Source organism: Pseudomonas sp. GW821-FHT05D12 (genome assembly GCF_059419825.1).
The window spans coordinates 70,480-96,038 of sequence record NZ_JBWKSN010000009.1; the positions used below are offsets into that span (position 1 = coordinate 70,480).

25 protein-coding genes are annotated in these 25,559 nt (G+C 62.9%); 11 read left to right on the forward strand and 14 right to left on the reverse strand.

Annotated elements, in window-relative coordinates; genetic code table 11:
* Positions 1-73: 73 nt before the first annotated feature.
* Positions 74-697, reverse strand: coding sequence for a TetR/AcrR family transcriptional regulator (locus AC07SI_RS17930; RefSeq protein ID WP_106803048.1), 624 nt, complete (start codon positions 695-697; stop codon positions 74-76).
* Positions 698-850: 153 nt separating this feature from the next.
* On the opposite strand from AC07SI_RS17930, the gene AC07SI_RS17935 reads away from it, so the two are divergent.
* The 8 genes from AC07SI_RS17935 to ppnP all read left to right on the forward strand — a co-directional run bounded on the left by AC07SI_RS17935 (position 851) and on the right by ppnP (position 10,151).
* Positions 851-2,629 carry an acyclic terpene utilization AtuA family protein gene (locus AC07SI_RS17935; protein WP_495006210.1) on the forward strand — a complete coding sequence of 593 codons (1,779 nt, stop codon included), beginning with the start codon at positions 851-853 and terminating at the stop codon, positions 2,627-2,629.
* 12 nt (positions 2,630-2,641) lie between these two features.
* Positions 2,642-3,514 carry an SDR family oxidoreductase gene (locus tag AC07SI_RS17940; RefSeq protein ID WP_495006211.1) on the forward strand — a complete coding sequence of 291 codons (873 nt, stop codon included), beginning with the start codon at positions 2,642-2,644 and terminating at the stop codon, positions 3,512-3,514.
* 3 nt (positions 3,515-3,517) lie between these two features.
* Positions 3,518-5,134, forward strand: a complete 1,617-nt coding sequence (locus AC07SI_RS17945) for an acyl-CoA carboxylase subunit beta (protein WP_495006212.1) — start codon at positions 3,518-3,520, stop codon at positions 5,132-5,134.
* Positions 5,135-5,154: 20 nt separating this feature from the next.
* Complete coding sequence (atuD, locus tag AC07SI_RS17950) at positions 5,155-6,312, forward strand: citronellyl-CoA dehydrogenase (protein WP_065903517.1); 1,158 nt, start codon at positions 5,155-5,157, stop codon at positions 6,310-6,312.
* Positions 6,309-7,070 (forward strand): enoyl-CoA hydratase/isomerase family protein, encoded by a 762-nt coding sequence (locus AC07SI_RS17955; RefSeq protein WP_495006213.1) that lies wholly within the window; start codon positions 6,309-6,311, stop codon positions 7,068-7,070. Before atuD ends, AC07SI_RS17955 begins: the two co-directional genes overlap by 4 nt.
* A gap of 104 nt (positions 7,071-7,174) precedes the next feature.
* Positions 7,175-9,097, forward strand: coding sequence for an acetyl/propionyl/methylcrotonyl-CoA carboxylase subunit alpha (locus tag AC07SI_RS17960; protein WP_495006214.1), 1,923 nt, complete (start codon positions 7,175-7,177; stop codon positions 9,095-9,097).
* Positions 9,098-9,171: 74 nt separating this feature from the next.
* Complete coding sequence (locus AC07SI_RS17965) at positions 9,172-9,714, forward strand: 3'-5' exonuclease (RefSeq protein WP_120449319.1); 543 nt, start codon at positions 9,172-9,174, stop codon at positions 9,712-9,714.
* 152 nt (positions 9,715-9,866) lie between these two features.
* Positions 9,867-10,151, forward strand: coding sequence for a pyrimidine/purine nucleoside phosphorylase (gene ppnP / locus AC07SI_RS17970; RefSeq protein ID WP_058424671.1), 285 nt, complete (start codon positions 9,867-9,869; stop codon positions 10,149-10,151).
* Positions 10,152-10,216: 65 nt separating this feature from the next.
* On the opposite strand, the gene AC07SI_RS17975 is transcribed toward ppnP, so the two are convergent.
* Together AC07SI_RS17975 and AC07SI_RS17980 are read right to left on the reverse strand one after the other, a co-directional pair.
* Positions 10,217-11,023, reverse strand: a complete 807-nt coding sequence (locus AC07SI_RS17975) for an MOSC domain-containing protein (protein WP_120449320.1) — start codon at positions 11,021-11,023, stop codon at positions 10,217-10,219.
* A gap of 39 nt (positions 11,024-11,062) precedes the next feature.
* Entirely contained in the window at positions 11,063-11,998 is a 936-nt protein-coding gene (locus AC07SI_RS17980) for a chemotaxis protein CheV (RefSeq protein WP_065903528.1), read from the reverse strand.
* 551 nt (positions 11,999-12,549) lie between these two features.
* Here AC07SI_RS17980 and AC07SI_RS17985 point away from each other — a divergent pair.
* The 3 genes from AC07SI_RS17985 (at position 12,550) to AC07SI_RS17995 (ending at position 14,886) form a co-directional block, all read left to right on the forward strand.
* Positions 12,550-12,999 (forward strand): hypothetical protein, encoded by a 450-nt coding sequence (locus AC07SI_RS17985; RefSeq protein ID WP_201145654.1) that lies wholly within the window; start codon positions 12,550-12,552, stop codon positions 12,997-12,999.
* 337 nt (positions 13,000-13,336) lie between these two features.
* Positions 13,337-14,230 carry a histidine kinase gene (locus tag AC07SI_RS17990; protein ID WP_315419744.1) on the forward strand — a complete coding sequence of 298 codons (894 nt, stop codon included), beginning with the start codon at positions 13,337-13,339 and terminating at the stop codon, positions 14,228-14,230.
* On the forward strand, positions 14,227-14,886 hold the full coding sequence (locus tag AC07SI_RS17995) for a response regulator transcription factor (RefSeq protein WP_106803042.1): 660 nt from the start codon (positions 14,227-14,229) through the stop codon (positions 14,884-14,886). Before AC07SI_RS17990 ends, AC07SI_RS17995 begins: the two co-directional genes overlap by 4 nt.
* On the opposite strand, the gene yegS is transcribed toward AC07SI_RS17995, so the two are convergent.
* The 11 genes from yegS to AC07SI_RS18050 form a co-directional block, all read right to left on the reverse strand.
* Positions 14,845-15,765, reverse strand: a complete 921-nt coding sequence (gene yegS / locus AC07SI_RS18000) for a lipid kinase YegS (protein WP_495006215.1) — start codon at positions 15,763-15,765, stop codon at positions 14,845-14,847. The two genes, AC07SI_RS17995 and yegS, sit on opposite strands and share 42 nt — an antisense overlap.
* Before the next feature lie 884 nt (positions 15,766-16,649).
* Positions 16,650-17,042, reverse strand: coding sequence for a DUF2802 domain-containing protein (locus AC07SI_RS18005; RefSeq protein ID WP_065909843.1), 393 nt, complete (start codon positions 17,040-17,042; stop codon positions 16,650-16,652).
* A complete protein-coding gene (locus AC07SI_RS18010) occupies positions 17,043-17,525 on the reverse strand; it encodes a chemotaxis protein CheW (RefSeq protein WP_010564003.1) in 483 nt (160 codons plus the stop codon).
* 80 nt (positions 17,526-17,605) lie between these two features.
* Entirely contained in the window at positions 17,606-18,421 is an 816-nt protein-coding gene (locus tag AC07SI_RS18015; protein WP_120449323.1) for a CheW domain-containing protein, read from the reverse strand.
* Positions 18,421-19,209: a ParA family protein gene (locus tag AC07SI_RS18020; protein ID WP_014719332.1), complete on the reverse strand. Its 789-nt coding sequence runs from the start codon at positions 19,207-19,209 to the stop codon at positions 18,421-18,423. Before AC07SI_RS18020 ends, AC07SI_RS18015 begins: the two co-directional genes overlap by 1 nt.
* 51 nt (positions 19,210-19,260) lie before the next feature.
* Positions 19,261-20,148, reverse strand: a complete 888-nt coding sequence (gene motD / locus AC07SI_RS18025) for a flagellar motor protein MotD (protein WP_495006216.1) — start codon at positions 20,146-20,148, stop codon at positions 19,261-19,263.
* A gap of 63 nt (positions 20,149-20,211) precedes the next feature.
* Positions 20,212-20,952: a flagellar motor protein gene (locus tag AC07SI_RS18030; protein ID WP_010208778.1), complete on the reverse strand. Its 741-nt coding sequence runs from the start codon at positions 20,950-20,952 to the stop codon at positions 20,212-20,214.
* The gene (locus AC07SI_RS18035) at positions 20,952-22,082 is read right to left on the reverse strand and encodes a protein-glutamate methylesterase/protein-glutamine glutaminase (protein ID WP_106803039.1); all 1,131 of its coding nucleotides are present in this window, start codon (positions 22,080-22,082) and stop codon (positions 20,952-20,954) included. The genes AC07SI_RS18030 and AC07SI_RS18035 overlap by 1 nt, the downstream gene beginning before the upstream one ends.
* Before the next feature lie 47 nt (positions 22,083-22,129).
* Entirely contained in the window at positions 22,130-24,343 is a 2,214-nt protein-coding gene (locus tag AC07SI_RS18040; protein WP_495006217.1) for a chemotaxis protein CheA, read from the reverse strand.
* An 11-nt stretch (positions 24,344-24,354) separates the two neighbouring features.
* Positions 24,355-25,143, reverse strand: a complete 789-nt coding sequence (locus tag AC07SI_RS18045) for a protein phosphatase CheZ (RefSeq protein WP_065909831.1) — start codon at positions 25,141-25,143, stop codon at positions 24,355-24,357.
* Positions 25,144-25,161: 18 nt separating this feature from the next.
* Positions 25,162-25,536, reverse strand: coding sequence for a chemotaxis response regulator CheY (locus AC07SI_RS18050; RefSeq protein ID WP_015885173.1), 375 nt, complete (start codon positions 25,534-25,536; stop codon positions 25,162-25,164).
* Between the last annotated feature and the right edge of the window lie 23 nt (positions 25,537-25,559).

Here is a 25,559-nt window from a genome sequence, read left to right on the forward strand (position 1 = left end):
CGTTAATGGCGATAAGCTAGGCGTTTTTGTCTGGCGAGACAACTTTTTCACCGTCAAATGAATAGCTTGCGCCTCAGTCGGGCTTCAACACCATCAGCAGGGCTTCTTCAGCCAACTCTTCCAGCGTCAGGCTGCCCTCGGCGCGAAACCAGGTGGTGGTCCAGGACAGCGCACCGGTGAGGAAACGCCGGGTGATAAACACATCGCCCTTGATGTAGCCCGCCGCCTTGGCCTCACCCAGCACCTGCAGCCAGATCTGTTCATATACATCGCGCAGGGCCAGTACCTGGGCCTGGCCCTCGGCCGACAGCGAACGCCATTCATAGACCAACACCGCCATGGCTTCGCCACTGCCGCCCATGATCGACTGCAACTCGCAACGGATCAGCGCCAGCACGCGTTCGCGCACGGTGGTCGCTTCTTCGAGCGAGGCGCGCATCATCGCCGTGTTGTAATGAATGGTTTCCTCCATCACCGCCCGCAGGATCTCGTCCTTGCTCTTGAAATGATGAAAGATGCTGCCGGACTGGATGCCCACGGCGCCGGCCAGGTCGCGCACCGTGGTGCGTTCAAATCCCTTGTTGCGAAACAGGTGAGCCGCGGTCTGCAGCAACTTGCCCCGGGCACTGTCGGGGTCAGTCAATTGGCCACCGTCGACCATGGTGCGCATCACCCGCAGGGCTTTTTGCTCATCCATGCTGCTCTCCTCTACTTCTACGGACGTCTTGGCCGGCAATTTAGGCCGTGGCCGCCACCCAAGCAAGCGCTTGGGCAAAACTTGTGTCTGGAGTTTACAAACCAAGCGCTTGCTTGGTAGTCTCGTTGCCAGCCATTCGAGGAAGGATTTCTCATGAGCAAGACGGTTCGTATCGGCTGCGCCAGCGCCTTCTGGGGCGACACGTGCACGGCCGCCGCCCAATTGGTGCACGGCGGCGCACTGGATTACCTGGTGTTCGACTACCTGGCAGAAGTCACCCTGTCGATCCTCGCCGGTGCGCGGATCAAAGATCCCCAGGCCGGCTACGCCACGGATTTTGTCGAAGTATTGACGCCGCTGCTCGGCGAGATCCAGCGCCAGGGCATCCGCGTGATCAGCAACGCCGGCGGTATCCACCCACAGGCCTGCGCCGCCGCCCTGCAAGCGGCCTGCGACAAGGCCCAGGTCCCGCTGAAAATCGCCGTGTTGCTGGGCGACGACCTGCACCCTCAACTCAAGCACCTGCAGGGCATCACCGATATGTTCAACGGTGCGCCGCTGCCGCCACTGTGCGTGTCGGCCAATGCCTACCTCGGCGCACCCGGGATTGTCCAGGCACTGCAGTTGGGTGCGGATATCGTGATCACCGGTCGCGTGGTCGACAGCGCGGTGGTCAGCGCAGCGCTGGTGCATGCCTTCGACTGGTCCTGGCAGGACTATGACCGCCTGGCCCAGGCGGCACTGGCCGGGCACATCATCGAGTGCGGCGCGCAATGCACCGGCGGCAACTTTACCGATTGGCGCGACGTACCGGACTACGAGCACATCGGCTTTCCCATCGTCGAAGTGAGTGCCGACGGCCAGTTCACCGTGAACAAGGTCGATGGCACGGGCGGCCTGATCAGCGAACTCAGCGTGGCCGAGCAACTGCTGTATGAGATCGGCGACCCACGCGCCTACTTCTTGCCCGATGTGATCTGCGATTTCAGCCAGGTCAAATTGCACCAGCAAGGCAAACACAGCGTGCGCCTGCACGGTGCCAGGGGCTTGCCGCCGACCGACCAGTACAAGGTCAGTGCAACTTACCCGGACGGCTTTCGCTGCACCGCCAGTTGCCTGATTGCCGGCATCGACGCGGTGGCCAAGGCCGAGCGCGTCAGCCAGGCGATCATCAACAAGACCGCCGAACTCTTCAGCCAGCGCGGCTGGGCGCCCTACACCGACGTGAATATCGAGTTGCTCGGCAGCGAAGCCACCTACGGCGCCCACGCCCAGCGCCAGGATTGCCGCGAGGTGGTGGTGAAGATGGCGGTGCGGCACCCGAGCAAACAGGCCTTGGTGCTGTTCGCCCGCGAGATCGCCCAGGCGGCTACGGGCATGGCGCCGGGGCTGACCGGCATTGTCGGGGGACGCCCGACCGTGTACCCGCTGATTCGCCTGTTTTCATTCCTGATCGACAAGTCCGCTTGTGAGGTGGTGATCGACTTCCAGGGCGATAAACACGCCTGCACGCTGCCGACCGCCGACGCCCCTCTCCTGCCGGCCGCTGCCGTGGATCCGCCCAAACCCCAAGGCCGCGCCGACGCCAGTGTGCCGTTGGTGAAGCTGGCCGTGGCGCGCTCCGGCGACAAGGGCAACCACAGCAATATCGGCGTGATCGCGCGCGCGCCGGAGTACCTGCCGTGGATCGCCGAGGCGCTGACCCCGGAAGTCATCGTCGACTGGATGGGCCACGTGCTCGACCCCGTGCACGGCCGCGTCGAGCGCTGGTACCTGCCCGGCAGCCACAGCCTCAACTTCCTGCTGGAAAACGCCCTGGGCGGTGGCGGCATCGCCAGCCTGCGCATCGACCCGCAAGGCAAGGCCTTCGCCCAGCAACTGCTGGAAATCCCCATCGCCGTGCCGCAACACATCGCTGATCAACTCACTTAAAGGAGCGTTGCCGTGGCCTTCGATTCGATCTTCAAAGCCGACCTGTTCCAGGAACATACCGTGATCGTCACCGGCGGTGGCAGCGGGATTGGCCGCTGCACCGCCCACGAGCTGGCGGCCCTTGGCGCCCGCGTGATCCTGGTCGGACGCAAGCCGGAAAAGCTGCAGAAGGTCGCGGCGGAAATTGCCGAAGATGGCGGCACTGCCCATTGGCAGGCCTGCGATATTCGTGATGAAGAGGCGGTGAAAGCGCTGGTCACGCAGATCATTCAAGCACATGGCCCAGTGCATGGCCTGGTGAATAACGCCGGTGGCCAGTACCCGTCGCCACTCGCGTCGATCAACCAGAAAGGCTTCGAAACGGTGCTGCGCACCAACCTGGTGGGCGGTTTCCTGATGGCGCGGGAAGTGTTCAACCAGTCGATGAGCAAGCATGGCGGTGCCATCGTCAACATGCTTGCCGACATGTGGGGCGGCATGCCCGGCATGGGCCACTCCGGCGCGGCACGCTCGGGCATGGACAACTTCACCAAGACCGCCGCCTTCGAATGGGGGTATGCCGGGGTGCGGGTCAATGCCGTGGCGCCGGGCTGGATCGCCTCCAGTGGCATGGACACTTACGAGGGCGCGTTCAAGGCGGTGATCCCGACCCTGCGTGAACACGTGCCGCTCAAGCGGATCGGCACCGAGTCGGAAGTCAGCGCGGCCATCGTGTTTCTGCTCAGCCCCGCCGCGGCCTTTGTCAGCGGCAGCACCCTGCGCATCGACGGCGCCGCCAGCCTGGGCAGCCGCGCCTGGCCGTTGCACAAGGCCGCGTCGCCAAGTGAACCGTTCAACGGTTTTCACCGCGCGTACCTGCCCGATGTCCTCAAGGCGGAGCGCTGAACCATGCCGGTGATTGAAAGCCTGATCGACGCCCACAGCCCGCAGTTTGCGCAGAACCGCGAAGCCATGCTGGAAGGCATCCAACACCTGCGCCAGCTGGAACACGCGCTGCTCGCCAAGGCGCAGGCGGCCAAACCGAAGTTCGACCAGCGCGGCCAACTGCTGCCACGCGAACGCCTCAATTTGCTGCTGGACCCCGGCGCACCGTTCCTCGAACTGGCGAGCCTGGCCGGCTACAAACTGCATGATGACAAGGACGGCAACGCCGCCGGGGGCGGCTTGATCGCCGGCATCGGCTACGTCAGCGGCGTGCGCATGCTGGTGGTGGCCAATAACAGCGCAATCAAGGGCGGCACCATTTCCCCCACGGGCCTGAAGAAATCCCTGCGCCTGCAACAGATTGCCATGGAGAACAAACTGCCGGTGGTGACCCTGGCCGAAAGCGGCGGGGCCAACCTCAACTATGCCGCCGAGATTTTCGTCGAAGGCGCGCGCAGCTTCGCCAACCAGGCGCGCATGTCGGCCAAGGGCTTGCCGCAGATCACCGTGGTGCACGGCTCGGCCACTGCAGGTGGGGCGTATCAGCCGGGGCTGTCGGACTACGTGGTGGTGGTGCGCGGCAAGGCTAAGCTGTTCCTCGCCGGGCCGCCGCTGCTCAAGGCCGCCACCGGTGAAGTCGCCACGGATGAAGAACTGGGCGGCGCCGAGATGCATGCGCAAACTGCCGGCACCGCCGAATACCTGGCGGAAAACGATGCCGACGGCGTGCGCATCGTGCGCGAGATTGTCAGCCTGTTGCCGTGGGATGAGCACCTGCCGCCGGCGTCGAGACGGGCGTATGCCGAGCCGCTGTATCCCATCGACGAGCTGTTGGGGTTGATCCCCGATGACCCGAAGAAACCCTATGACGTGCGCGAGATCCTCGCGCGGCTGGCGGACGGCTCGCAGTTCCTCGAGTTCAAGAGCGAGTTCGATGCCCACACGGTCTGCGGCCACCTGCAGATCCAGGGGCGCGCCGTCGGCGTGATCGGCAACAACGGCCCGATCACGCCCAAAGGCGCGAGCAAGGCCGCCCAGTTCATCCAACTGTGCGACCAGAGCCGCACGCCGCTGCTGTTCCTGCACAACACCACCGGGTTCATGGTGGGCACCGAGTCGGAGCAACAAGGGGTGATCAAGCACGGTGCGAAGATGATCCAGGCGGTGGCCAACGCGCGGGTGCCTAAACTCACGGTGGTGGTCGGCGGTTCGTACGGCGCCGGCAACTATGCGATGTGCGGGCGTGGCCTGGACCCGCGGTTTATCTTCGCCTGGCCCAACAGCCGCACGGCGGTCATGGGCGGTGCGCAGGCGGGCAAGGTGCTGCGGATTGTCACCGAGGCCAAACAGTTGAAGGACGGCCTGGTGCCGGATCCCAAGGTGCTGGACATGCTGGAGCAGGTCACGGCGCAGAAGCTCGACAGCCAATCCACTGCGCTGTATGGCAGTGCGAATCTGTGGGATGACGGGCTGATTGATCCCCGCGATACCCGCACGCTGCTGGGGTTGCTGCTGGATATTTGTCATGAGGCTGATGTGCGGCAGTTGCAGCCCAACAGCTTTGGCGTGGCGCGTTTCTAACGCTCAGGAGAACAACAACAATGATCTTCACCCAGGAACACCAGGCACTGCGCCGCACCGTCCGCGCCTTCGTCGACCGCGAGATCAACCCCCATGTGGATGAATGGGAAAAAGCCGGGCGCTTCCCCATCCACGAGATTTTTCGCAAGGCCGGCGACCTCGGCCTGCTGGGCATCTCCAAGCCGGAACAGTTCGGCGGCATGGGCCTGGACTACAGCTATTCGATCGTCGCCGCCGAAGAGTTCGGCACCATCCGCTGCGGTGGCATCCCCATGTCCATCGGCGTGCAGACCGACATGTGCACCCCCGCCCTCGCCCGCTTCGGTTCCGATGAACTGCGCGATGAATTCCTGCGCCCGGCCATCAGCGGCGAACAGGTGGGCTGTATCGGCGTGTCGGAAACCGGCGCCGGTTCCGACGTGGCCGGGCTGAAAACCCACGCGCGCAAGGACGGCGACGACTACGTGATCAACGGCAGCAAAATGTGGATCACCAACTCGCCCAGCGCCGATTTTATCTGCCTGCTGGCCAACACTTCCGATGACAAGCCGCACATCAACAAGTCGCTGATCATGGTGCCGATGAACACCCCGGGGATCAGCGTCAGCCCGCCCCTGGAAAAGCTCGGCATGCACAGTTCGGAAACGGCCCAGGTGTTTTTCGATGACGTGCGCGTGCCACAGCGCAACCGCATCGGCCATGAAGGTGCAGGCTTCATGATGCAGATGCTGCAGTTCCAGGAAGAACGGCTGTTTGGCGCGGCCAATATGATCAAGGGCCTGGAGTACTGCATCGACAGCACCATCGCCTATTGCCAGGAGCGCCAGACCTTCGGCAAGGCGCTGATCGACAACCAGGTCATCCACTTTCGCCTGGCCGAACTGGCCACCGAAATCGAATGCCTGCGCGCGCTGGTCTACCAGGCCACCGAGCAATACATCAAAGGCCAGGACGTGACGCGCCTGGCTTCCATGGCCAAGCTCAAGGCCGGACGCCTGGGCCGTGAAGTCAGCGACAGTTGCCTGCAATACTGGGGCGGCATGGGCTTCATGTGGGACAACCCGGTGGCGCGGGCTTATCGCGATGTGCGCCTGGTCTCGATTGGCGGCGGCGCCGACGAAATCATGCTGGGCATCATCTGCAAACTGATGGGCACCTTGCCGGGGAAAAAAGCATGAACACGCTCTTGCTGGAGCCGCATAACGGCGTGCTGCACATCACCCTCAATCGCCCTGAAAAGCGCAATGCGATGAGCCTGGAAATGGTCAATGAACTGCGCGCGGTGCTGGCGCAACTCGACGGCCAGGTACGCGCCTTGGTGATCAGCGGCGCCGGCGGGCATTTCTGCGCCGGGGCCGATGTGAAGGACCTGGTCACGGCGGGCAATCAACTCCAGGCGCTGAACCGGGCGTTTGGCACCCTGTTGCAAGAAGTCGAGGCGGTTCCCCAAGTCGTGATCGTTGTACTGCAAGGCGCAGTGCTGGGCGGCGGCTTTGGCCTGGCGTGCGTGAGTGATATCGCGATTGCCGATCACCAGGCGCAGTTCGGTTTGCCGGAGACCAGCCTGGGCTTGCTGCCGGCGCAGATTGCGCCGTTCGTGGTCAAGCGTATCGGCCTGACCCAGGCCCGCCGACTGGCACTGACGGCGGCGCGCTTTGACGGCCTTGAAGCCGAGCGGCTGGGCGTCGTGCACTTCACCGAGCGCGACCCGCAGGCATTGGCGGAGCGCCTGGACGAGGTGCTGGGGCAGGTACTGCGCTGCGCGCCGGAAGCGAATGGACGGACCAAATCCCTGTTGCTGGCGAGTGTGGATGAGCCGCTTGAAGCGGTGCTGGATCGCGGCGCGCAGTGGTTTGCCGAGGCGGTGAGAAGTGAAGAAGGGATTGAGGGGACGCAGGCGTTTGTGCAGAAACGCAAACCGCGCTGGTGCAAATGACGTCTTCGCAGGCAAGCCAGCTCCCACAGGGAAATGCATTCCAACGGTGAGAGCGGCCCGCAATGAGGCCCGAACCATCACCCCATCAGTCAAGGGATAAGCCCATGCCCGACTTCACCAAGATCCTGATCGCCAACCGCGGCGAAATCGCCTGCCGCATCCAGCGCACCGCCCAGGCCCTGGGCTACCGCACGGTTGCGGTCTACAGCGACGCCGACGCGCAGGCGCTGCATGTGCAAATGGCCGACGAGGCGGTGAATATCGGGCCCGCGCCGGTGCAGCAGTCCTACCTGAATATCCCGGCGATCATCCAAGCGGCCAGGCTCACCGGCGCCGATGCGGTGCATCCCGGCTACGGCTTTCTGTCGGAAAACCCCGCGTTCGCCCGCGCCTGCCAACACGCCGGCCTGACGTTCATCGGCCCCAGCGCCGAGGCCATCGAGCTGATGGGCAGCAAGCGCCTGTCCAAACTCGCCATGCTCGAGGCCGGGGTGCCGTGTATCGCTGGCTACCAGGGCGCGGCCCAGGACGACAGCACACTGCAGCGAGAAGCCGAGCGCATCGGCTATCCCTTGATGATCAAGGCCAGCGCCGGTGGCGGCGGCCGAGGCATGCGCCTGGTGCATCAACCCGAGGCGCTGTTGGACAACCTGCACACCGCCCGCTCGGAGGCGAAAAACGCCTTCGGCAGTGACGAACTGATCCTCGAACAGGCGTTGATCGAGCCGCGCCACGTCGAAATCCAGGTGTTTGGCGACAGCCACGGCCACCTTATCTACCTGGGTGAGCGTGACTGCTCGATCCAGCGGCGCCATCAGAAAATCATCGAAGAAGCACCCTGCCCGGTGATGACGCCCGCGCTGCGCCAGGCCATGGGCGAAGCCGCACTCAGGGCGGGACGCGCGGTGAATTATGTCGGCGCCGGCACCGTCGAGTTCCTGCTTGATCGCAACGGCCAGTTCTACTTTCTAGAAATGAACACCCGCCTGCAGGTGGAGCATCCGGTCACCGAATTGATCACCGGCCTCGACCTGGTGGACTGGCAACTGCAGATCGCCGCCGGCCACCCCCTGCCACTGGACCAGGCAGGCGTGACCCTCAGCGGCCACGCCATGGAAGTACGCCTGTACGCCGAAGACCCGGCCCAGGGCTTTCTGCCGCAAACCGGCAAGGTCCTGCATTGGCAACCGGCGGCGGGCGTGCGGGTTGACCATGGCGTGCTGCAGGGCCAGCGCATCAGCCCGTTCTACGACCCGATGCTGGGCAAAATCATCGCCCACGGCGCCACCCGCGAAGAGGCCCGGCGCAAGCTGCTGCGCGCAGTGGAAGACACGGTGCTGCTGGGGGTGGCGAGCAATCAGCACCTGCTGGCCGACCTGCTCAAGCACCCGGGGTTTGTCAGCGCTGACTTCAGTACCGGGTTTATTGCCGAACACTTCAGCGAGGTGCCAGCCCTGGCGGCGATCGAGGAACAACTCGCCGTGGCCGCCGCGCTGTTTTATCAGCACAGCGCCGGCCAGCATCGCCAGGGGTTGGCGGGCTGGCGCAACAACGCCACGCTGGCGTGGACCTACCGCCTGGCCGTCCACGACGAGGTCCGCGAAGTCGCGGTCAGCGTGCTGGAGAACGAGCGCCTGCACGCCAACGGCCTCGACATCCACCCCCTTGCCACCGACGGGCGCTGGGCCAGCCTGATCATCAATGGCATCCGCCGGCGTATCGCCTATCACCTTGATGGCGACCAACTGTGGCTGCCCGGCATCACCGTGACCAACCGCACCCAGCAGGTCGTCGAGCGCCAGGCGGACGCCGGCAGCGGCCGGGTCAAGGCGCCGATGGATGGTGCCATCGTCGATGTGCGGGTCAGCGCCGGCGACACCGTGAGCAAAGGCCAGCTGTTGCTGGTGCTGGAGGCGATGAAAATGGAGCACCCGCTGAAGGCCGACCGGGACGGCGTGGTCAAGGGCGTGCAGGTGACTGCCGGCGATCAGGTGCGCAATCGCCAGGTTTTGCTCGAGATCGAATAAGCGCTGGGCGGGAACTACAGGGCCGGGCTACGCTCTATCCCCATCAGTAAGGGATGAGTACGGGAAGCTGCACAATGCCTCATTGGCTGATTATTGACCTTGAAGCCACGACGGATGACGGCGGCTGGCCCGTGACGGAGATGGAAGTCATCGAGATCGGCGCGAGCCTGGTGAACCGCCAGGGCCGCGAGCTGGACCACTTCCAGCGCTTCGTACGGCCACTGCGTCGGCCCTTGTTGACGCCCTTTTGTCGCAAGCTGACCCACATCACCCAGGCGAATATCGACAGCGCGTTGCCGATGATCGAGGTGTGGTCGCTGTTCGAGCGCTGGCTGGGCCAGCATCAGGCACGCCTGGAAGGCTGGGCCAGCTGGGGTGACTACGACCGTGTGCAACTGGAACTGGAATGGCAGCGCCATGAACTGGCCAGTGCACTCGCCCACACGCCCCATGTAAACCTCAAGCAGCGCTTCGCCAAGGCCCGGCGCCTGGAGAAGCCGCTGGGGCTCAACGCCGCCCTGCAATTGGCGGGGATGCAGTTCCATGGGCAGCAACATCGGGCCCTGGAAGACGCGCGCAACACCGCCCGGCTGCTGCCGCTGATTTTGCCGGTCTAGGCAGCTCCCGAAGGCTTGGGCATACTGGCCAGCCTTTTTGCGTAATCTGCTCTTCCTGCAGGCGCCGGCTTGAGGCCGATGAGGCCCTCAAGCCTTGCATCGGGCGCCTGCAGGAAGCAGGAAGCCTTAACCCACTTTCCGAGGAATCGCCCATGTTTAAAGTCAACGAGTACTTCGACGGCACCGTCAAGTCGATCGCTTTCGGCACCGCTGAAGGGCCGGCGACCATCGGCGTCATGGCCCCGGGTGAATACGAATTCGGCACCGCCCAGCGTGAAATCATGCACGTGGTGTCCGGCGCCCTGACCGTCAAGCTGCCCGACGCCAGCGACTGGGAAACCTTCGCCGCCGGCAGCCAGTTCAACGTACCGGCCAACAGCAAGTTCCAGCTGAAGGTCGCCGTGGACACCGCTTACCTGTGCGAATACCGCGGCTAAGCCGTCGACCGGTCAAAAAAATGCCCGTCTCCTGCGAGACGGGCATTTTTTATGCGCGCGGCACCCTATTCAAGCAGCGTCACCGGCATGCCGACTTCAAGCCGGCCCACGCCGTCATTGACCAGGTTCTGGCCAAAAATCGCGCCGTTTTCGGTCTTGCGATATGCCTCGAGGGTCGCGAAAGGCTCGCGGTCGGCACTGCGTTCGCCGGTGTGCGGGTCGATGGTAGTGAGGATGCACCGTGAGCACGGCTTGACCGCGCGGAATTCGACGTCGCCAATGCGCAGGCGCTTCCAGCCGTCTTCGGCAAAGGCGGCGCTGCCTTCGATCACAAGGTTGGGGCGAAAGCGCAGCATCTCCATGGGCCGGCCGATGCGTTGCGAGAGGTCGTCCAGGGAGGCCTGGCCGATCAGCAGCAACGGGTAACCATCGGCGAACGCAACCTGGTCGTCATCGCGCCCGTAGCCCGCTTCGGTGGTACGCGCGCGTTCAAGGGGGATGTGCACCAGCCGGGTCGGCTTGCCGATAAAGTCACTGACCCACGCCGCCGCTTCGTCGCCTGCGTCCGGCACGCGCAGGGTGTCGCGCCAGATGGTCACACCGCGCAACGCGGCGTCGCCGGCCGGCAACGCCACGTCCAGCGGCGCATACCCGGGCGAACTCAAGCTCAGGCCACCGCTGCTGCTCCACAGCGCCGACAACTGGCTCATCTTCGCCACGGCCCGCTGCGTGAGGAAACGCCCGCTGGCCTCGTCCACCAGCATCCAGCGTCGATCCCCGTCCAGCCCCAGCTTATCCAGGCCGATGTGTTGCAGGCTCTCGGCCTTGCCGGACTTCAAGGGGTAACGGTACAACGCGCTGAGACGAAGCATGGGCCTGCATTCCTGAGGGGCAAAGCCGTCACCCTAAGGTCAAGCCGGCACTTCGTCCAGCATCAGACGCTGACGCACCACATCGACGAGTTTGTCGGGCTGGAATTTGGACAGGAAGTTGTCGCAACCGACCTTCTTCACCATCGAATCGTTGAAGCTGCCCGACAGCGACGTGTGCAACACCACATACAGCCCACGCAGGCGCGGGTCGTTGCGGATCTCGGTAGTGAGGCGGTAACCGTCCATCTCGGGCATTTCGGCGTCGGTGAAGATCATCAGCAGTTTGTCGGTCATCACCTGGCCGCTGTCGGCCCAGGCCTTGAGCATGTTCAGCGCCTTGAGGCCGTCGCTGGCGATGTGCATCTTCACACCCAACTGGCCGAGGGTGTCGCGCAGTTGCGACAAGGCCACATTGGAGTCGTCGACCAGCAGCACTTCGCGGCCACGCGCACGTTCGAGCACCGGATCGTCGAGTTTTTCGCGGGAGACCTTGGCGTTGTATGGCACGATTTCGGCGAGGACTTTTTCCACGTCGATGATCTCCACCAACTGGTCATCGACCTTGCTGATGGCGGTGAGGTAGTGCTGGCGCCCGGCGCTGGTCGGCGGCGGCAGGATAGCCTCCCAGTTCATGTTGACGATGCGGTCCACGCCGCCCACCAGGAACGCCTGCACCGAGCGGTTGTACTCGGTGACGATAATCGTGCTGTTCGGCCCAGGCACCAAGGGGCGCATGCCAATCGCCTGGGACAGGTCGATCACCGGCAGCGTCTGGCCACGCAGGTTGACCACGCCGCACACGAACGGATGACGCTGGGGCATCAAGGTCAACTTGGGCAGTTGCAGGACTTCCTGGACCTTGAACACGTTGATCGCGAACAGCTGGCGCCCGGCCAGGCGAAACATGAGGATTTCCAGGCGATTCTCACCCACCAGTTGCGTGCGTTGGTCTACCGTGTCGAGAATGCCGGCCATTAAAAGCTCCTGGTGTGCGCTGAAAGTGTGGCGCGAGGGTGAGTGCATTGCATGGAGAGGTTATCGGCGGCGAGCGCCAGACCTTGACCCTGGTAAAATGCCATGTAAATTCATTGATGTCACACTGACATCATGGTTTACTGCGAACGCCGCTCCAGAGGCGGTGCAGCGACGTTGCGCGACATTCAAATCGACGCAAGGTTCCGCTATCTAAGGGATTCCCTTAGACACAATCGGGCCCAACCTGATATTCGCAATATCTAATAGCCATTAATGTGACGCCATTCTCAATGCATGAATGGAGTCAGGCTTTTGTTTGCCATCCCAAGCCCTCGGCCCACGGGCCTTCCAGACCTCCACGCGAGGGTAACTGAAGGTGTGCAACGGACCCCGCTCATGAGGGCCACGCACCGCCGTCGCCATCATTCAAATAAGCGTCCTACTGAAATCTCAGAAGCGACCTACAGATTTCAGTCATATTTCAGCGCTAGTTTTAAGCCATTCACCCGGTGCGACATCTCATCACCCGACCTTAAGTTGTGGAGACTTGCATGATGAACGACGGTAACGAGTGGCAACTTGCACTTCCCGAGTTTCTGCATGAAGCCGAGAAGCTACTGGCCAAGTCCGAAGAGTGCCTCAGTCATCTGCATATGATCCGCAATGACAGCGACGCGATCGACTGCATGAAGATCAGCCTGATCAAGCTGGCTGAAAAGGCCGACGCCCTGGCGCTGCAGGCCATCAGCGAGTTCTCGCGGCACATCCAGTACCTGATCGCGAATGCCGAAAACCCTCTGCACCTGCATGACCAGGCCCTGGATGCGCTGCATGATTGCCTGACGTTACTAGCCTGGCAGCTGGAACTCATCGACGCCAAGACCGGCCAACTGACCCTGGACGAAACCGAGCAAACGACCTTGATTGCCACGGTCATCCTGCAGATCCCACAAAAAGACTTCAGCAGCAAACCGCAACAACGAATGCATCACACGTCCTGAACCAATGACAGGTCGTATTCGCACCCTGAGTTATCTAAAAACGACCGGAATAAATATCAAATAGCCACTAACGGACATATCGATACAAACCAACTTCGATAATACAACTTCCCACTGTTCCAAACTCTGTGGTTACCGCCCGGGTATTTGCCCGGATATAGGCACGGCAAAAGCAAAGTGCCAGGCGACCAACGGTTACAGGGGTGATACTATGCCCCGCTCGAAGTAACTCAACTTCATCATGTATAAAAACGATTCCGCCACGCATTCCACACAAAGCCCTGTCAGCCGCCGTGACCGGTCTTCCCGCAGCGAACCCTCATTGGCTCCATCCGCTATGTACGCCAACTTCAAGTCACTCCTCGCCAGGTCCGTGTCCCGCAGCCATGCTCGACGCCTGGTCCTTGCCTTGTGCCTTGTCTCGCTGCTGCTCAGCCTGTGGACCTACGCCCGCGCCGAGCCGATGCCGCTGGTGGTGGTGCTGTTGAACCTGGCGATCGTGGTGGTGGTTGGCCTGCAGCAGTGGCGCTCACGCAAGTCCATCAAGTTCCAGCCCCAGGAACTTGCCGACCGCCTGCTGCAGGTGCAGGAAAACGAGCGCCACCGCCTCAGCCGCGAACTGCATGACGATATCGGCCAGCTATTGACCGCCGCCAAGCTGCAAAGCGAGTGGCTCAAACGCCGCCTGCCGGAAGACCTGCAGAGCCAATGCACGGTGCTGTGCAACACCCTCAATGAAACCCTGGCCAAGGTGCGTGACGTCTCCGCCATCCTCAACCCGCGCCAGCTGGCCAGCCTGGGCCTGGAAGCGAGCCTGCGCGCGCACCTGCTCAAGACCCTGGAAAACACCCCGATTCACTGGAGCCTGGAATGCCAGCAACGGCTGACCGGCATCCCGGAAGAAATGGCCGTGGCGGCCTTTCGCATTACCCAGGAAGCGGTGACCAACATGCTACGCCACGCCCAGGCGCGCAATTTGCTGGTACGCCTGCAACGCCTGCCCGAAGGCCTGTCGCTGTTTATCAGCGATGACGGCCTGGGCTTTTCGCCTGCCATCAACCCCGGCCTGGAAGGTCAACGGGGCATGGCCGGCATGTCGGAGCGGATTGATCAGCTGGGGGGCACCTTGTCCGTCAGCAGCCAGCCAGGCAAAGGGACACGGATCGACGCGCTCTTCCCCTGGGCGCCACGCGCCCTCGAACGGGCCAGTTCCCCTAAGGTTCTCGAGTGACCTGCAAATTACTCCTGGTGGATGACCATGCACTGATCCGGGCCGGCGTACGCGCGCTGGTCCAGGACATACCCGGCTATACGGTGATCGGCGAAGCCAGCGATGGCGCACAACTGCTGGAGCAGTTCAGCGCGCTGTTGCCGGATATCGTGCTGCTGGACCTGTCGATGAAGCACACCGGCGGCCTGGATGCCTTGCAGCAACTCAAGCGCGGCTACCCCAAGAGCAAAGTGCTGATCCTGTCGATGCACACCGACCCGGAACTGATCATGTGCGCGCTGGAGTCCGGCGCCCATGGCTACCTGCTCAAGGACACCACTGCCAACGAGCTGGAACACGCGCTGCTGGCCTTGCGCAACAACGAGCGCTACCTGAGCCCGGCGATCGCCCACACCGTGATCAACCAGGCGCTGGTGCGCGGCCAGGGCGCCACCACGCCCGCCGGCCACAGCCATAACCTCACCGCCCGGCAGTTGGAGATCCTGCGCTTGATCGTGCGTGGCAAGTCCACCCGCGAAATCGCCCACGGCCTGGGCCTGAGCATCAAGACCGTGGAAGCGCACCGTTCGCAAATCATGAAACGCCTGCAGATTTTCGACGTGGCGGGCCTGGTGTTATTCGCGGTGCGCGAGCAGATCATCAGCCTGGACGACTAACGGCGAATTCACCGGCAGGTGCACGCGCAAGGCCTTGGGCACGACCTCGAAGTGCAAGTCGTCGCCTTCCAGCGGCTCGCCGTCGAGGTTGATGTACAGGCCCTGTGCAACCTTGATATTGACCCACGGCAGGCGCGCGCGGACGAACATGGTGTCCAGGCCCCAGCCGTTGGTCATCAGCTCGCGCAGGGTGCCGACCACCTCCTGGGGCGCCGGCAGGATGCTGACGTCCAGCAAGCCATCATCGGCCAATGCCCCCGGGCATAGCACATGCCCTCCCCCGGCCTGGCGCCCGTTGCCGATCCCGAGCGCGAGCAGTTCGCCTTTCCAGTGAAAATCCGGGCCTTCCAGCTCGCCATAGGCGGCCTTCAACTCGCTGAAACGGGTCAAGCCGGTGAACAGGTACGCCGCACCGCCGAGCACCTTCTTCAGGTCCTCGGAGGTGTTGGCGGTGACCTGGCTGCCGAAGCCGCCGGTGGCCATATTGAGGAAGATTTGCCCGCCGACCCGGCCGAGGTCGATTGCCTTGGGCGGCACGTCCAGCAATGCCAGGGCCTGGGCAGGTTCCAGCGGCACCCCGGCGGCGCGGGCGAAGTCGTTGGCGGTGCCCAGGGGCATCAGCACCAGGCTGGCATCGGTGTTGGCCTGGGCCATGGCTTCGGCGACATCGCGCAAGGTGCCGTCGCCACCGCCGGCGATGATGTGCGGGTAGCCGCCGTCCAGCGCTTCATTGACCAGGCGCTGGGCGTCGCCGCCTTCCCATGTGACCCGCACCGCCAGTTCCCAGCCCAGGTCGCGCCGGGCCTGCACGGCCGCGCGCACGTCCTCGTTGAGGGCTTGCTTGCCGTGGAGGATCAACAGTGCCTTGTGGGTGGTCATGGGGGGGTCTCCTGGGTTCTGAGGTGCTTGAAGGATGTTGACCTTTGGTGGGGAGGAAAAAGTCAGTGGGGGGTGGAAATAATTTGGGGGGATTGGGGGGCTGGGGGGGGGGTGGGGGGCATATCCGTTTTTGTGGTAATGGCGGCTTATGGTTCCGCTCTTACAGCGGGTCACTTTTGGAAAAGCCCCAAAAGTAACCAAAAGGGCTCTTGCCCCAACACTCGGCACCTCGCCTAGGCTCGGTGTGCCCGTAATCCGACATTGATTTGGGGGGCCGCCGCCACGCGCCATCCATGGCGCGGGGCGGCTAAACCGGCATCCCTGCCGGTTTACCCCCCAAATCAATATCGAATTCCGGCCAGCGTGTTTGATGGGGCGCCTAGATCAAGATCAAGATCAAAAGCAAAAGCACGGCGGCCTGACAGCCGACCGGATTCTTATCTCGAGCTCGGTCAACCTGTGGGAGCTGGCTTGCCTGCGATGGTCGTTAACGATGACGCGGAAACATCAGAATGTACGCGGCGCACACGCGTTTTTCGCCGACAAGCCGGCTCCTACGGAGATCAAAAAGCGTACCTACGATGCGAAGCGAGCCGCTTTTGATCTTGATCTTAGGCGCCCCATTAAACACGCTGGCCGAACGCAGGTTTGAATCCGTGGGTAACCCGGCAGGACGCCGGGTTAGCCGCACTGGGCCAGGGATGGCCCATTGCGGCGGCCCACGGATTCAAGCCGGAGTGAGGGCACACCGAGCCTAGGCGAGGTGCCGAGTGTTGGGGCAAGAGCCCTTTTGGTTACTTTTGGGGCTCTTTTCCAAAAGTGACCCGCCGTAAGGGCGGAACCCATTCCAGCCACGACCCCAAATCCGGATACCCCCCAAGAGGTCAGCCCTTGTGCAACTTACTCATCAACTGCGCCTCAGCCTGGGTCAACCCACACGACTGCGTCAACTCATCCACCGTAGCCCCCATCCCCACCAGCTTGGCAGCCTGGGCAAACGACAGGCTCGAAGGATCACGCTGCTCCAGCTGCGCAAGCTTGTCCGGCAACGGCCCGAGGATCGCGCGCAGTTCATGCACCTCGTCCCCCACTTTCACTGCACTCTGCTGGAAATGGTCGACACGCTTGACCAGCTCCAGGATGCGCCGGTCACGCACGGCATCCCGCTCGGCCTGCTGCACCACCGACTCACGCTGCTGGCGCACATAGCGCAGCAGGAATGCCAAGGTCCCGGCCCACAACAGGGCCAGGATGATCACTGCGGCCTCAAGGAACAATCAGATGCTCTCCAGTTCCGACCATTCTTCTTCGCTCATCATCTTGTCCAGCTCAACCAGAATCAGCAGCTCGCCGTTCTTGTTGCACACGCCCTGGATGAACTTGGCGGATTCTTCATTACCCACGTTCGGTGCGGTTTCCACTTCCGATTGGCGCAGATAAACCACTTCGGCGACGCTGTCGACCATGATCCCGACCACTTGCTTGTCGGCTTCGATGATGACGATACGGGTGTTGTCGTTGACTTCGGTCGGTACCAGGCCGAAACGCTGGCGGGTGTCGATCACCGTCACCACGTTGCCGCGCAGGTTGATGATACCCAGCACGTAGCTTGGCGCACCCGGGACCGGCGCGATCTCGGTGTAGCGCAGCACTTCCTGCACGCGCATCACGTTAATGCCATAGGACTCGTTGTCCAGTTTGAAGGTAACCCATTGCAGGATCGGATCATCCAAACCTTGTGCGGACGCTGACTTATTCATACCCCTGACCCCTTCAAATGCCGCTTCACACGGCGTGTGTGCTTCGCTGACCGCGCAACCGCGCGGCCCTTATTGTTCAATCAACTGCGTTTATTCACCGGCAGCGTCTTGACCGCGCCGCTGGCGATCAACTCGGCCAGCTCGGCGACGTCGAGCAACGCGCACATGTGTTCGATCACGGTGCCCGCCAGCCAAGGCCGTTGGCCTCGGTGGCTGCGCCATTTGATTTCATTCGGGTCCAGGCGCAACGAGCGGCTGACCTGATGCACCGCCAGCCCCCACTCGTAGCCCTGCACCGAGATCACGTATTGCAGGCCCTGGCGAAAATCATCGCGGTAGCGGTCGGGCATCACCCAACGCGCGGTGTCCAGCACCTTGAGGTTGCCGGCCTGGCTGGGCAGGATGCCGAGGAACCATTCCGGTTGCCCGAACAGCGGCGTCAGTTCCTGGCCTTCCAGGGAATAGATCGAGCCGAGGCACACCAGCGGCACCGCCAGGGTCAACCCGGCGACGTCGAACAACAGGCATTCGAACGGCTCGGCGGCCCAGGCCGGGCGATCATCGCCGGCCACTGGCGGCGGCGTGATGCTGGGCGGCAGGTGCACTTCCACCACCGGCTCGACCACGACCTGAGCAACGACCACCGGCTCGACCACCACGGGCACGACAACTGCCGGGGCGATCGGCACCACCACCGGCGCGGTCACGACCTGCGCATCGCGGGCCTGCTCTTCCAGCACCGCCAACTGGAATTCATCCAGGGTGCTTTCCGGCGCCAGGGCCGGTTCCAATACCAGTATCGGCTGCTCTTCCTCGGTCGCATCCTGCAGCAGGGCATCCAGGTAGGATTCCAGTGCCAGTTGCGGCCGGGTCTTGAGTTCGATGGGACGGTTCATCACGCCACCTGCGCGACAAGCTGCTGGGACAGCAGGTGCTTGAGCAACGCGCGGTAAGCCAGCACGCCACGGCTTTTACCGTCGAACTGCGACGGGGTCAGGCCGGCGCGGCTGGCGTCACGCAGGCGCGTGTCCACCGGGATGTAGCCATTCCAGATGGTGTCCGGGTAGGCATCGCGCAGCACGCGCAAGGTGCCCAGCGACGCCTGGGTGCGACGGTCGAACAGGGTCGGCACGATGCTGAACGGCAGCGCCTGCTTGCGCGAGCGGTTGATCATCGCCAGGGTACTGACCATGCGCTCCAGGCCTTTGACCGCGAGGTGCTCGGTCTGCACCGGGATCACCAGTTGCTGGCTGGCAGCCAAGGCGTTGACCATCAGCACGCCGAGCAACGGCGGGCTGTCGATGATCGCGTAGTCGAAGTCCTGCCACAGTTGCGCCAGGGTCTTGGCGATCACCAGGCCCAGGCCGCTCTGCCCCGGGGACTGGCGCTCGAGGGTGGCCAGCGCGGTACTCGACGGCAACAGGGAAATACTCTCGTTGCTGGTGGGCAACAGCAGTTGCCCGGGCAGGTCGGCCGGCACGCTGCCCTTGTGCAGGAACAGGTCGTAGCAGCTGTGCTCCAGCGCATCCGGGTCGTAGCCGAAATAGCTGGTCATGGAGCCATGCGGGTCCAGGTCCACGACGACCACACGCTTGCCCGCCTCGGCCAGCAAACCGGCTAAGGCGATGGAGGTGGTGGTCTTGCCGACTCCACCTTTTTGATTGGCAACTGCCCAGACTCTCATTCGGATGGTTCCTCCCGGCAGGCACAGGCGCGACCGAGACATTGCATAAGGTTATTGAGCCGGCGACGGAGAATTGACGGCACCCTGACGCACCGGCGGCTTTGCAGGGACCGGTGCAGTTTGTGTGCCAGCCCGCTTCAAGGCCGCGTCCGGTGTTGCATTGGCGGTGCCGGTACCGGTCAGGCTACGGCGCACATCCAGGTTGCGCGAGACCACCAGTACCACCCGGCGGTTGCGCGCGCGGCCTTCCACCGTGGCGTTGTTGGCCACCGGCTGGAACTCGCCATAACCCACCGAGGCCAGGCGCCCGGGGTTCACGCCCTGCATCGCGAGCATGCGCACGATGCTCGCGGCCCGCGCCGACGACAGCTCCCAGTTGGTCGGGTACTGCGCGGTGCTGATCGGGAAATTGTCGGTAAAGCCTTCCACGTGGATCGGGTTTTCGAACGGCCTGAGGATCGCCGCCACCTTGTCGATGATGGTGAACGCCTGGTCGCTGGGCATTGCATCGGCGCTGGCGAACAACAGGCTGGAGTTGAGTTCGATCTCCACCCACAACTCATTGCCGCGCACGGTCATCTGGTTGGAACTGATCAGGTCGCCGAACGCGGCGCTGATGTCGTCGGCGATGCTTTTCAGCGGGTCGCTGGTGCCGCCCACGCCGGCGGCGGTTTCATCGCTGTCATTGACCAGCGGCTTGGCCGGGGTCACGGTCTTGGGCCGTTCCTCGCCAATGGGGATTGGCTTGAGGGCGCGGTCGGCGTCGTTGAACACCCCGATCAGCGCCTGGGAAATGACTTTGTACTTGCCTTCGTTGATCGACGAGATGGAGTACATCACCACGAAAAACGCGAACAGCAAGGTGATGAAGTCCGCGTAGGACACCAGCCAGCGTTCGTGGTTGACGTGTTCTTCAGGCTCGCGACGGCGACGGCTCACAGGCTGACACCTCTCTGTACGTAAATCATGTGGCCGCTCGCCACAAGTCGATAGCCATGTTCATCAATCCATGAAGCCCTGGAGCTTCAATTCGATCGACCGCGGGTTCTCACCCTCGGCAATCGACAGGATGCCTTCGAGCAACATCTCGCGGTAACGCGACTGGCGCATGGCGATGGACTTGAGCTTGCTGGCCACCGGCAGCAGCACCAGGTTGGCACTCGCGACACCGTAGATGGTGGCCACGAACGCCACGGCAATGCCGCTGCCCAATTGCGACGGGTCGGCCAGGTTGCCCATCACGTGGATCAGGCCCATCACCGCACCGATGATGCCGATGGTCGGCGCGTAGCCGCCCATGCTTTCAAAGACTTTGGCAGCGTTGATGTCGCGGCTTTCCTGGGTGTAGAAATCCACTTCCAGGATGCTGCGGATCGCTTCCGGCTCGGCGCCGTCCACCAGCAGTTGCAGGCCTTTGCGCGCGTAGCTGTCGGGCTCGGCATCGGCCACGCCTTCCAGGCCTAGCAGGCCTTCCTTGCGGGCGGTGAGGCTCCAGTTGACCACGCGGTCGATGCCGCCGGGCAGGTCCACGCGTGGCGGGAAAATAATCCACACCAGGATCTGCATGGCGCGCTTGAACGAACTCAAGGGCGACTGCAACAGGGCCGCGCCGACCGTGCCGCCGATCACGATCAAGGCCGCCGGGCCGTTGGCCAGGGCGCCGAGGTGGCCGCCTTCGAGGTAGTTGCCGCCGATGATCGCGACAAACGCCATGATGATGCCGATCAGGCTCAATACATCCATCAGAGGCAGGCCTCCACCAGATGCTTGCCGATCTCGTCCAGGCTGTAGACGGCGTCGGCCAGGTCAGCCTTGACGATCGCCATGGGCATGCCATAGATCACGCAGCTGGCTTCGTCCTGGGCCCAGATCGCGCTGCCGCCCTGCTTGAGCAGGCGTGCGCCTTCACGGCCGTCGGCGCCCATGCCGGTGAGCACCACCGCCAGAACTTTGTCGCCGTAGGACTTGGCCGCCGAACCGAAGGTGATGTCCACGCACGGCTTGTAGTTGAGGCGCTCGTCGCCCGGCAGGATTTTGATCGCACCACGCCCGTCGACCATCATTTGCTTGCCACCCGGCGCCAGCAGCGCCAGGCCTGGACGCAGGATGTCGCCATCCTCGGCTTCCTTGACGCTGATGCGGCAGAGCTTGTCCAGGCGTTCGGCAAAGGCCTTGGTGAAGGCCGCCGGCATGTGCTGGATCAACACGATCGGCGCCGGGAAGTTGGCCGGCAATTGCGTCAACACGCGCTGCAAGGCCACCGGGCCGCCGGTGGAGGTACCGATGGCGACCAGCTTGTAGGCCTTGCGCTTGGGCGCGGGCGAATGGGCGCTGGGCGCCGGAGCGCGGACCGGGGCCACGGCAGGCCGAGCCACCGGGGCGGGCGCAGGCGCAGGTCGACCAAACGCAGGGGCCGGGGCCGGCGCCGCAACCGGTGCAGGTGCAGGTGCAGGCGTGCTGAACAGGCTGCGACGGTTACTGCGGGAAATGCTGTGGACTTTCTCGCACAGCAGTTGCTTGACCTTCTCGGGGTTGCGCGAGATGTCTTCGAAATTCTTCGGCAGGAAGTCCACCGCGCCGGCATCCAGCGCATCCAGGGTGACCCGGGCGCCTTCGTGGGTGAGCGAGGAGAACATCAACACCGGGGTCGGGCAGCGCTGCATGATGTGACGGACAGCCGTGATGCCATCCATCATCGGCATCTCGTAGTCCATGGTGATCACGTCGGGCTTCAACGCGATAGCCTGATCGATCGCCTCTTTGCCGTTGGTGGCCGTGCCGATCACTTGAATCGTTGGATCGGCGGAAAGAATTTCCGAGACGCGGCGGCGGAAGAAACCCGAATCGTCCACCACCAGGACCTTGACTACCATAAACACTCCGTTAGACGGGGCGGGCAAACCGCCCTGCCCCACCAGAATCAAATACGCCGAGCGGCGTAACGCTTGAGCATGCTCGGAACATCCAGAATCAGCGCGATCCGACCGTCACCGGTGATGGTCGCACCCGACATACCCGGGGTTCCCTGCAGCATTTTGCCCAAAGGCTTGATGACCACTTCTTCCTGGCCCACCAGTTGATCGACCACGAAGCCGATACGCTGGGTGCCCACGGAGAGAATCACCACATGGCCTTCGCGCTGCTCTTCATGCTTGGCCGATGCCACCAGCCAGCGCTTGAGGTAGAACAGTGGCAACGCCTTGTCGCGCACGATCACCACTTCCTGGCCGTCCACCACGTTGGTGCGCGACAGGTCGAGGTGGAAAATTTCGTTGACGTTGACCAGCGGGAAGGCGAAGGCCTGGTTGCCCAGCATCACCATCAGGGTCGGCATGATCGCCAGGGTCAACGGCACCTTGATGACGATCTTCGAGCCCTGGCCCTTGGTCGAGTAGATGTTGATCGAGCCGTTGAGCTGGCTGATCTTGGTCTTCACCACGTCCATGCCGACGCCACGGCCGGACACGTCGGAAATCTCGGTCTTGGTCGAGAAGCCCGGGGCGAAGATCAGGTTGTAGCACTCGGTGTCGGTCAGGCGGTCGGCGGCGTCCTTGTCCATCACGCCGCGCTTGACCGCGATATTGCGCAGGATGGTCGGGTCCATGCCCTTGCCGTCATCGGTGATCGACAGCAGGATGTGGTCACCCTCCTGCTCGGCCGCCAGGATCACTTTGCCGTTGCGCGACTTGCCCGAAGCTTCGCGCTCTTCCGGGGTTTCGACGCCGTGGTCGACGGCGTTGCGCACCAAGTGGACCAGCGGATCGGCCAGGGCCTCGACCAGGTTCTTGTCGAGGTCGGTCTCTTCGCCCACCAACTCCAGGTTGATCTCTTTCTTGAGCTGGCGTGCCAGGTCGCGAACCAGGCGCGGGAAGCGCCCGAAGACTTTCTTGATCGGCTGCATCCGCGTCTTCATCACGGCGGTCTGCAGATCGGCGGTGACCACGTCGAGGTTCGACACGGCCTTTTGCATGGCTTCATCGCCACTGCTCAGGCCCAGGCGCACCAGGCGGTTACGCACCAGCACCAGTTCGCCGACCATGTTCATGATGTCGTCCAGGCGCGCGGTATCGACCCGCACGGTGGTTTCGGCTTCACTGGCTGGCTTTTCGGCCACGGCAGCGGCCGGCGCGCGAGCAGCAGCCGGGGCGGCGGCAGGGGCCGGGGCCGGGGCCGGTTTGGCAGCAGCAGGTGCAGCGGCCTTGGCCGGGGCCGGTTTGGCCGCCACCGGGGTGGCGGTCGCGGCAGCAGCCGGAGCCACTTCGCTGAACTTGCCCTTGCCGTGCAATTCGTCGAGCAGGGATTCGAACTCGTGGTCGCTGATCAGACCGTCGCCCGCAGGTTCTGCCGCAGCGGCCGGCGCAGTGGCAGTCGCGGCGACTTCCGGCAAGGCGTCGGCCGCGAAGGTGCCTTTGCCATGCAGTTGGTCGAGCAGTGCTTCGAATTCGTCATCGGTGATGTCGGTGCTGGTCGACGCGGCAGGCGCATCCACAGCGGCGGCAGGGGCCACGGCGTCGGCCGCGAACTGGCCTTTGCCGTGCAACTGGTCGAGCAGGGATTCAAATTCTGCGTCGGTAATGTCTTCGCTGGTCGGCGCTTGTGGCGCGGCGGCTGCAGGCGCTTCAGCCTCGGCTTTCACCGCATTGAGGGAGTTGAGCAACTGCTCGAACTCGCTGTCCGTCACATCCGCTTCAGGCTCTGCCACAGGCGCAGGCTCAGCTTGCGCCACGGGCGCTGCCGAGGTGTCGGCCGGCTCTGCCAGGCGCGCCAGGGCGGCGAGCAGTTCCGGGGTGGCCGCAGTGATCGGGGCACGTTCGCGGACTTCGCTGAACATGCCGTTGACCGCATCCAGTGCTTCGAGAATCACGTCCATCAATTCCGAGTCAACGTGACGCTCACCCTTGCGCAGGATGTCGAACACGTTCTCGGCGATGTGGCAGCACTCCACCAGCTCATGGAGCTGGAGGAAGCCGGCGCCCCCTTTTACAGTGTGAAAACCGCGAAAAATTGCATTGAGCAGGTTCGCATCATCCGGACGGCTTTCCAGCTCGACCAGTTGTTCGGACAGTTGCTCTAAAATTTCGCCGGCCTCTACAAGGAAATCCTGAAGGATTTCTTCATCGGCGCCGAAGCTCATGTGGGTGCTCCTTAGAAGCCTAAACTGGATAACAGGTCATCTACGTCATCCTGACCTGACACAACGTCTTCACGTTTATCGGCATGAATCTGCGGACCTTCACCCTTGGCGAGATGTTTTTGTGGATCTTTTTCCGAGAGGATCGCTTCACGGTCATGTTCGATGCCGGCAAAACGGTCTACCTGGCCGGCCATGAGCACCAGTTTGAGCAGGTTGCTTTCCACTTCGGTGACCAACTGGGTCACACGCTTGATCACCTGGCCGGTGAGGTCCTGGTAATCCTGGGCCAGCAGAATGTCATTGAGGTTGCTGGAAACCGTGCGGTTTTCCTGCTCGCTGCGTGACAAGAATCCGTCGACCCGACGCGCCAGTTCACGAAACTCCTCAGCCCCCACCTCGCGGCGCATGAAGCGGCCCCAATCGTGGCTCAGGGCCTGGGCTTCGGTGGCCATGCCATTGACCAGGGGCGTGGCGTTTTCCACCAGGTCCATGGTGCGGTTGGCCGCCGCTTCAGTCAGCCTGACCACATAGGACAGGCGTTCGGTCGCGTCGGTGATTTGCGAAATTTCTTCGGCCTGGGGCATGTGCGGGTCAATCTGGAAATTGACAATCGCACTGTGCAGCTCGCGTGTGAGCTTGCCCACTTCCTGATACAGGCCGCGGTCACGGGTCTGGTTGAGCTCATGGATTAACTGCACCGCGTCGCCGAACTGGCCTTTTTCAAGGCTGTCGACCAACTGATGAGCATGCTTTTTCAGGGTCGACTCAAAGTCTCCCTGTGACGTTTCTTTATGCTCCATAGCTCCCCCGCGATGGCATTAGCCGTGGATGCGTTCGAAGATTTTTTCGATCTTCTCTTTCAAGGCCAATGCAGTGAATGGTTTGACCACGTAACCGTTGACCCCGGCTTGGGCGGCTTCGATGATCTGCTCACGCTTGGCTTCGGCGGTCACCATCAGCACGGGAAGGCTGCGCAGTTTTTCGTCGGCGCGCACATGGCGCAGCAAGTCGATACCGGTCATGCCCGGCATGTTCCAGTCCGTTACCAGAAAGTCGATGCTCCCGCTGTTGAGGATCGGAATCGCCGTAATGCCGTCATCCGCCTCGACCGTGTTAGTGAACCCAAGGTCACGCAACAGGTTTTTTATGATCCGCCGCATCGTTGAGAAGTCATCAACGATGAGGATTTTCATGTTCTTGTCCAATTCGACCTCCA

Excerpts from the sequence above, each read along its gene's own strand:
- AC07SI_RS18050 (WP_015885173.1), bottom strand. The coding sequence starts at position 25,536 with ATGAAAATCCTCATCGTTGATGACTTCTCAACGATGCGGCGGATCATA.
- AC07SI_RS17965 (WP_120449319.1), top strand. The coding sequence starts at position 9,172 with ATGCCTCATTGGCTGATTATTGACCTTGAAGCCACGACGGATGACGGC.
- AC07SI_RS17945 (WP_495006212.1), top strand. The coding sequence starts at position 3,518 with ATGCCGGTGATTGAAAGCCTGATCGACGCCCACAGCCCGCAGTTTGCG.
- AC07SI_RS17985 (WP_201145654.1), top strand. The coding sequence starts at position 12,550 with ATGATGAACGACGGTAACGAGTGGCAACTTGCACTTCCCGAGTTTCTG.
- AC07SI_RS17960 (WP_495006214.1), top strand. The coding sequence starts at position 7,175 with ATGCCCGACTTCACCAAGATCCTGATCGCCAACCGCGGCGAAATCGCC.
- AC07SI_RS18045 (WP_065909831.1), bottom strand. The coding sequence starts at position 25,143 with ATGGAGCATAAAGAAACGTCACAGGGAGACTTTGAGTCGACCCTGAAA.
- yegS (WP_495006215.1), bottom strand. The coding sequence starts at position 15,765 with ATGACCACCCACAAGGCACTGTTGATCCTCCACGGCAAGCAAGCCCTC.
- AC07SI_RS18040 (WP_495006217.1), bottom strand. The coding sequence starts at position 24,343 with ATGAGCTTCGGCGCCGATGAAGAAATCCTTCAGGATTTCCTTGTAGAG.
- AC07SI_RS17935 (WP_495006210.1), top strand. The coding sequence starts at position 851 with ATGAGCAAGACGGTTCGTATCGGCTGCGCCAGCGCCTTCTGGGGCGAC.
- AC07SI_RS18020 (WP_014719332.1), bottom strand. The coding sequence starts at position 19,209 with ATGAGAGTCTGGGCAGTTGCCAATCAAAAAGGTGGAGTCGGCAAGACC.
- AC07SI_RS17975 (WP_120449320.1), bottom strand. The coding sequence starts at position 11,023 with ATGCTTCGTCTCAGCGCGTTGTACCGTTACCCCTTGAAGTCCGGCAAG.
- atuD (WP_065903517.1), top strand. The coding sequence starts at position 5,155 with ATGATCTTCACCCAGGAACACCAGGCACTGCGCCGCACCGTCCGCGCC.
- AC07SI_RS17955 (WP_495006213.1), top strand. The coding sequence starts at position 6,309 with ATGAACACGCTCTTGCTGGAGCCGCATAACGGCGTGCTGCACATCACC.
- AC07SI_RS18010 (WP_010564003.1), bottom strand. The coding sequence starts at position 17,525 with ATGAATAAGTCAGCGTCCGCACAAGGTTTGGATGATCCGATCCTGCAA.
- AC07SI_RS18035 (WP_106803039.1), bottom strand. The coding sequence starts at position 22,082 with ATGGTAGTCAAGGTCCTGGTGGTGGACGATTCGGGTTTCTTCCGCCGC.
- AC07SI_RS17990 (WP_315419744.1), top strand. The coding sequence starts at position 13,337 with ATGTACGCCAACTTCAAGTCACTCCTCGCCAGGTCCGTGTCCCGCAGC.
- AC07SI_RS17930 (WP_106803048.1), bottom strand. The coding sequence starts at position 697 with ATGGATGAGCAAAAAGCCCTGCGGGTGATGCGCACCATGGTCGACGGT.
- AC07SI_RS18015 (WP_120449323.1), bottom strand. The coding sequence starts at position 18,421 with ATGAACCGTCCCATCGAACTCAAGACCCGGCCGCAACTGGCACTGGAA.
- AC07SI_RS17980 (WP_065903528.1), bottom strand. The coding sequence starts at position 11,998 with ATGGCCGGCATTCTCGACACGGTAGACCAACGCACGCAACTGGTGGGT.
- AC07SI_RS18030 (WP_010208778.1), bottom strand. The coding sequence starts at position 20,952 with ATGGATGTATTGAGCCTGATCGGCATCATCATGGCGTTTGTCGCGATC.
- ppnP (WP_058424671.1), top strand. The coding sequence starts at position 9,867 with ATGTTTAAAGTCAACGAGTACTTCGACGGCACCGTCAAGTCGATCGCT.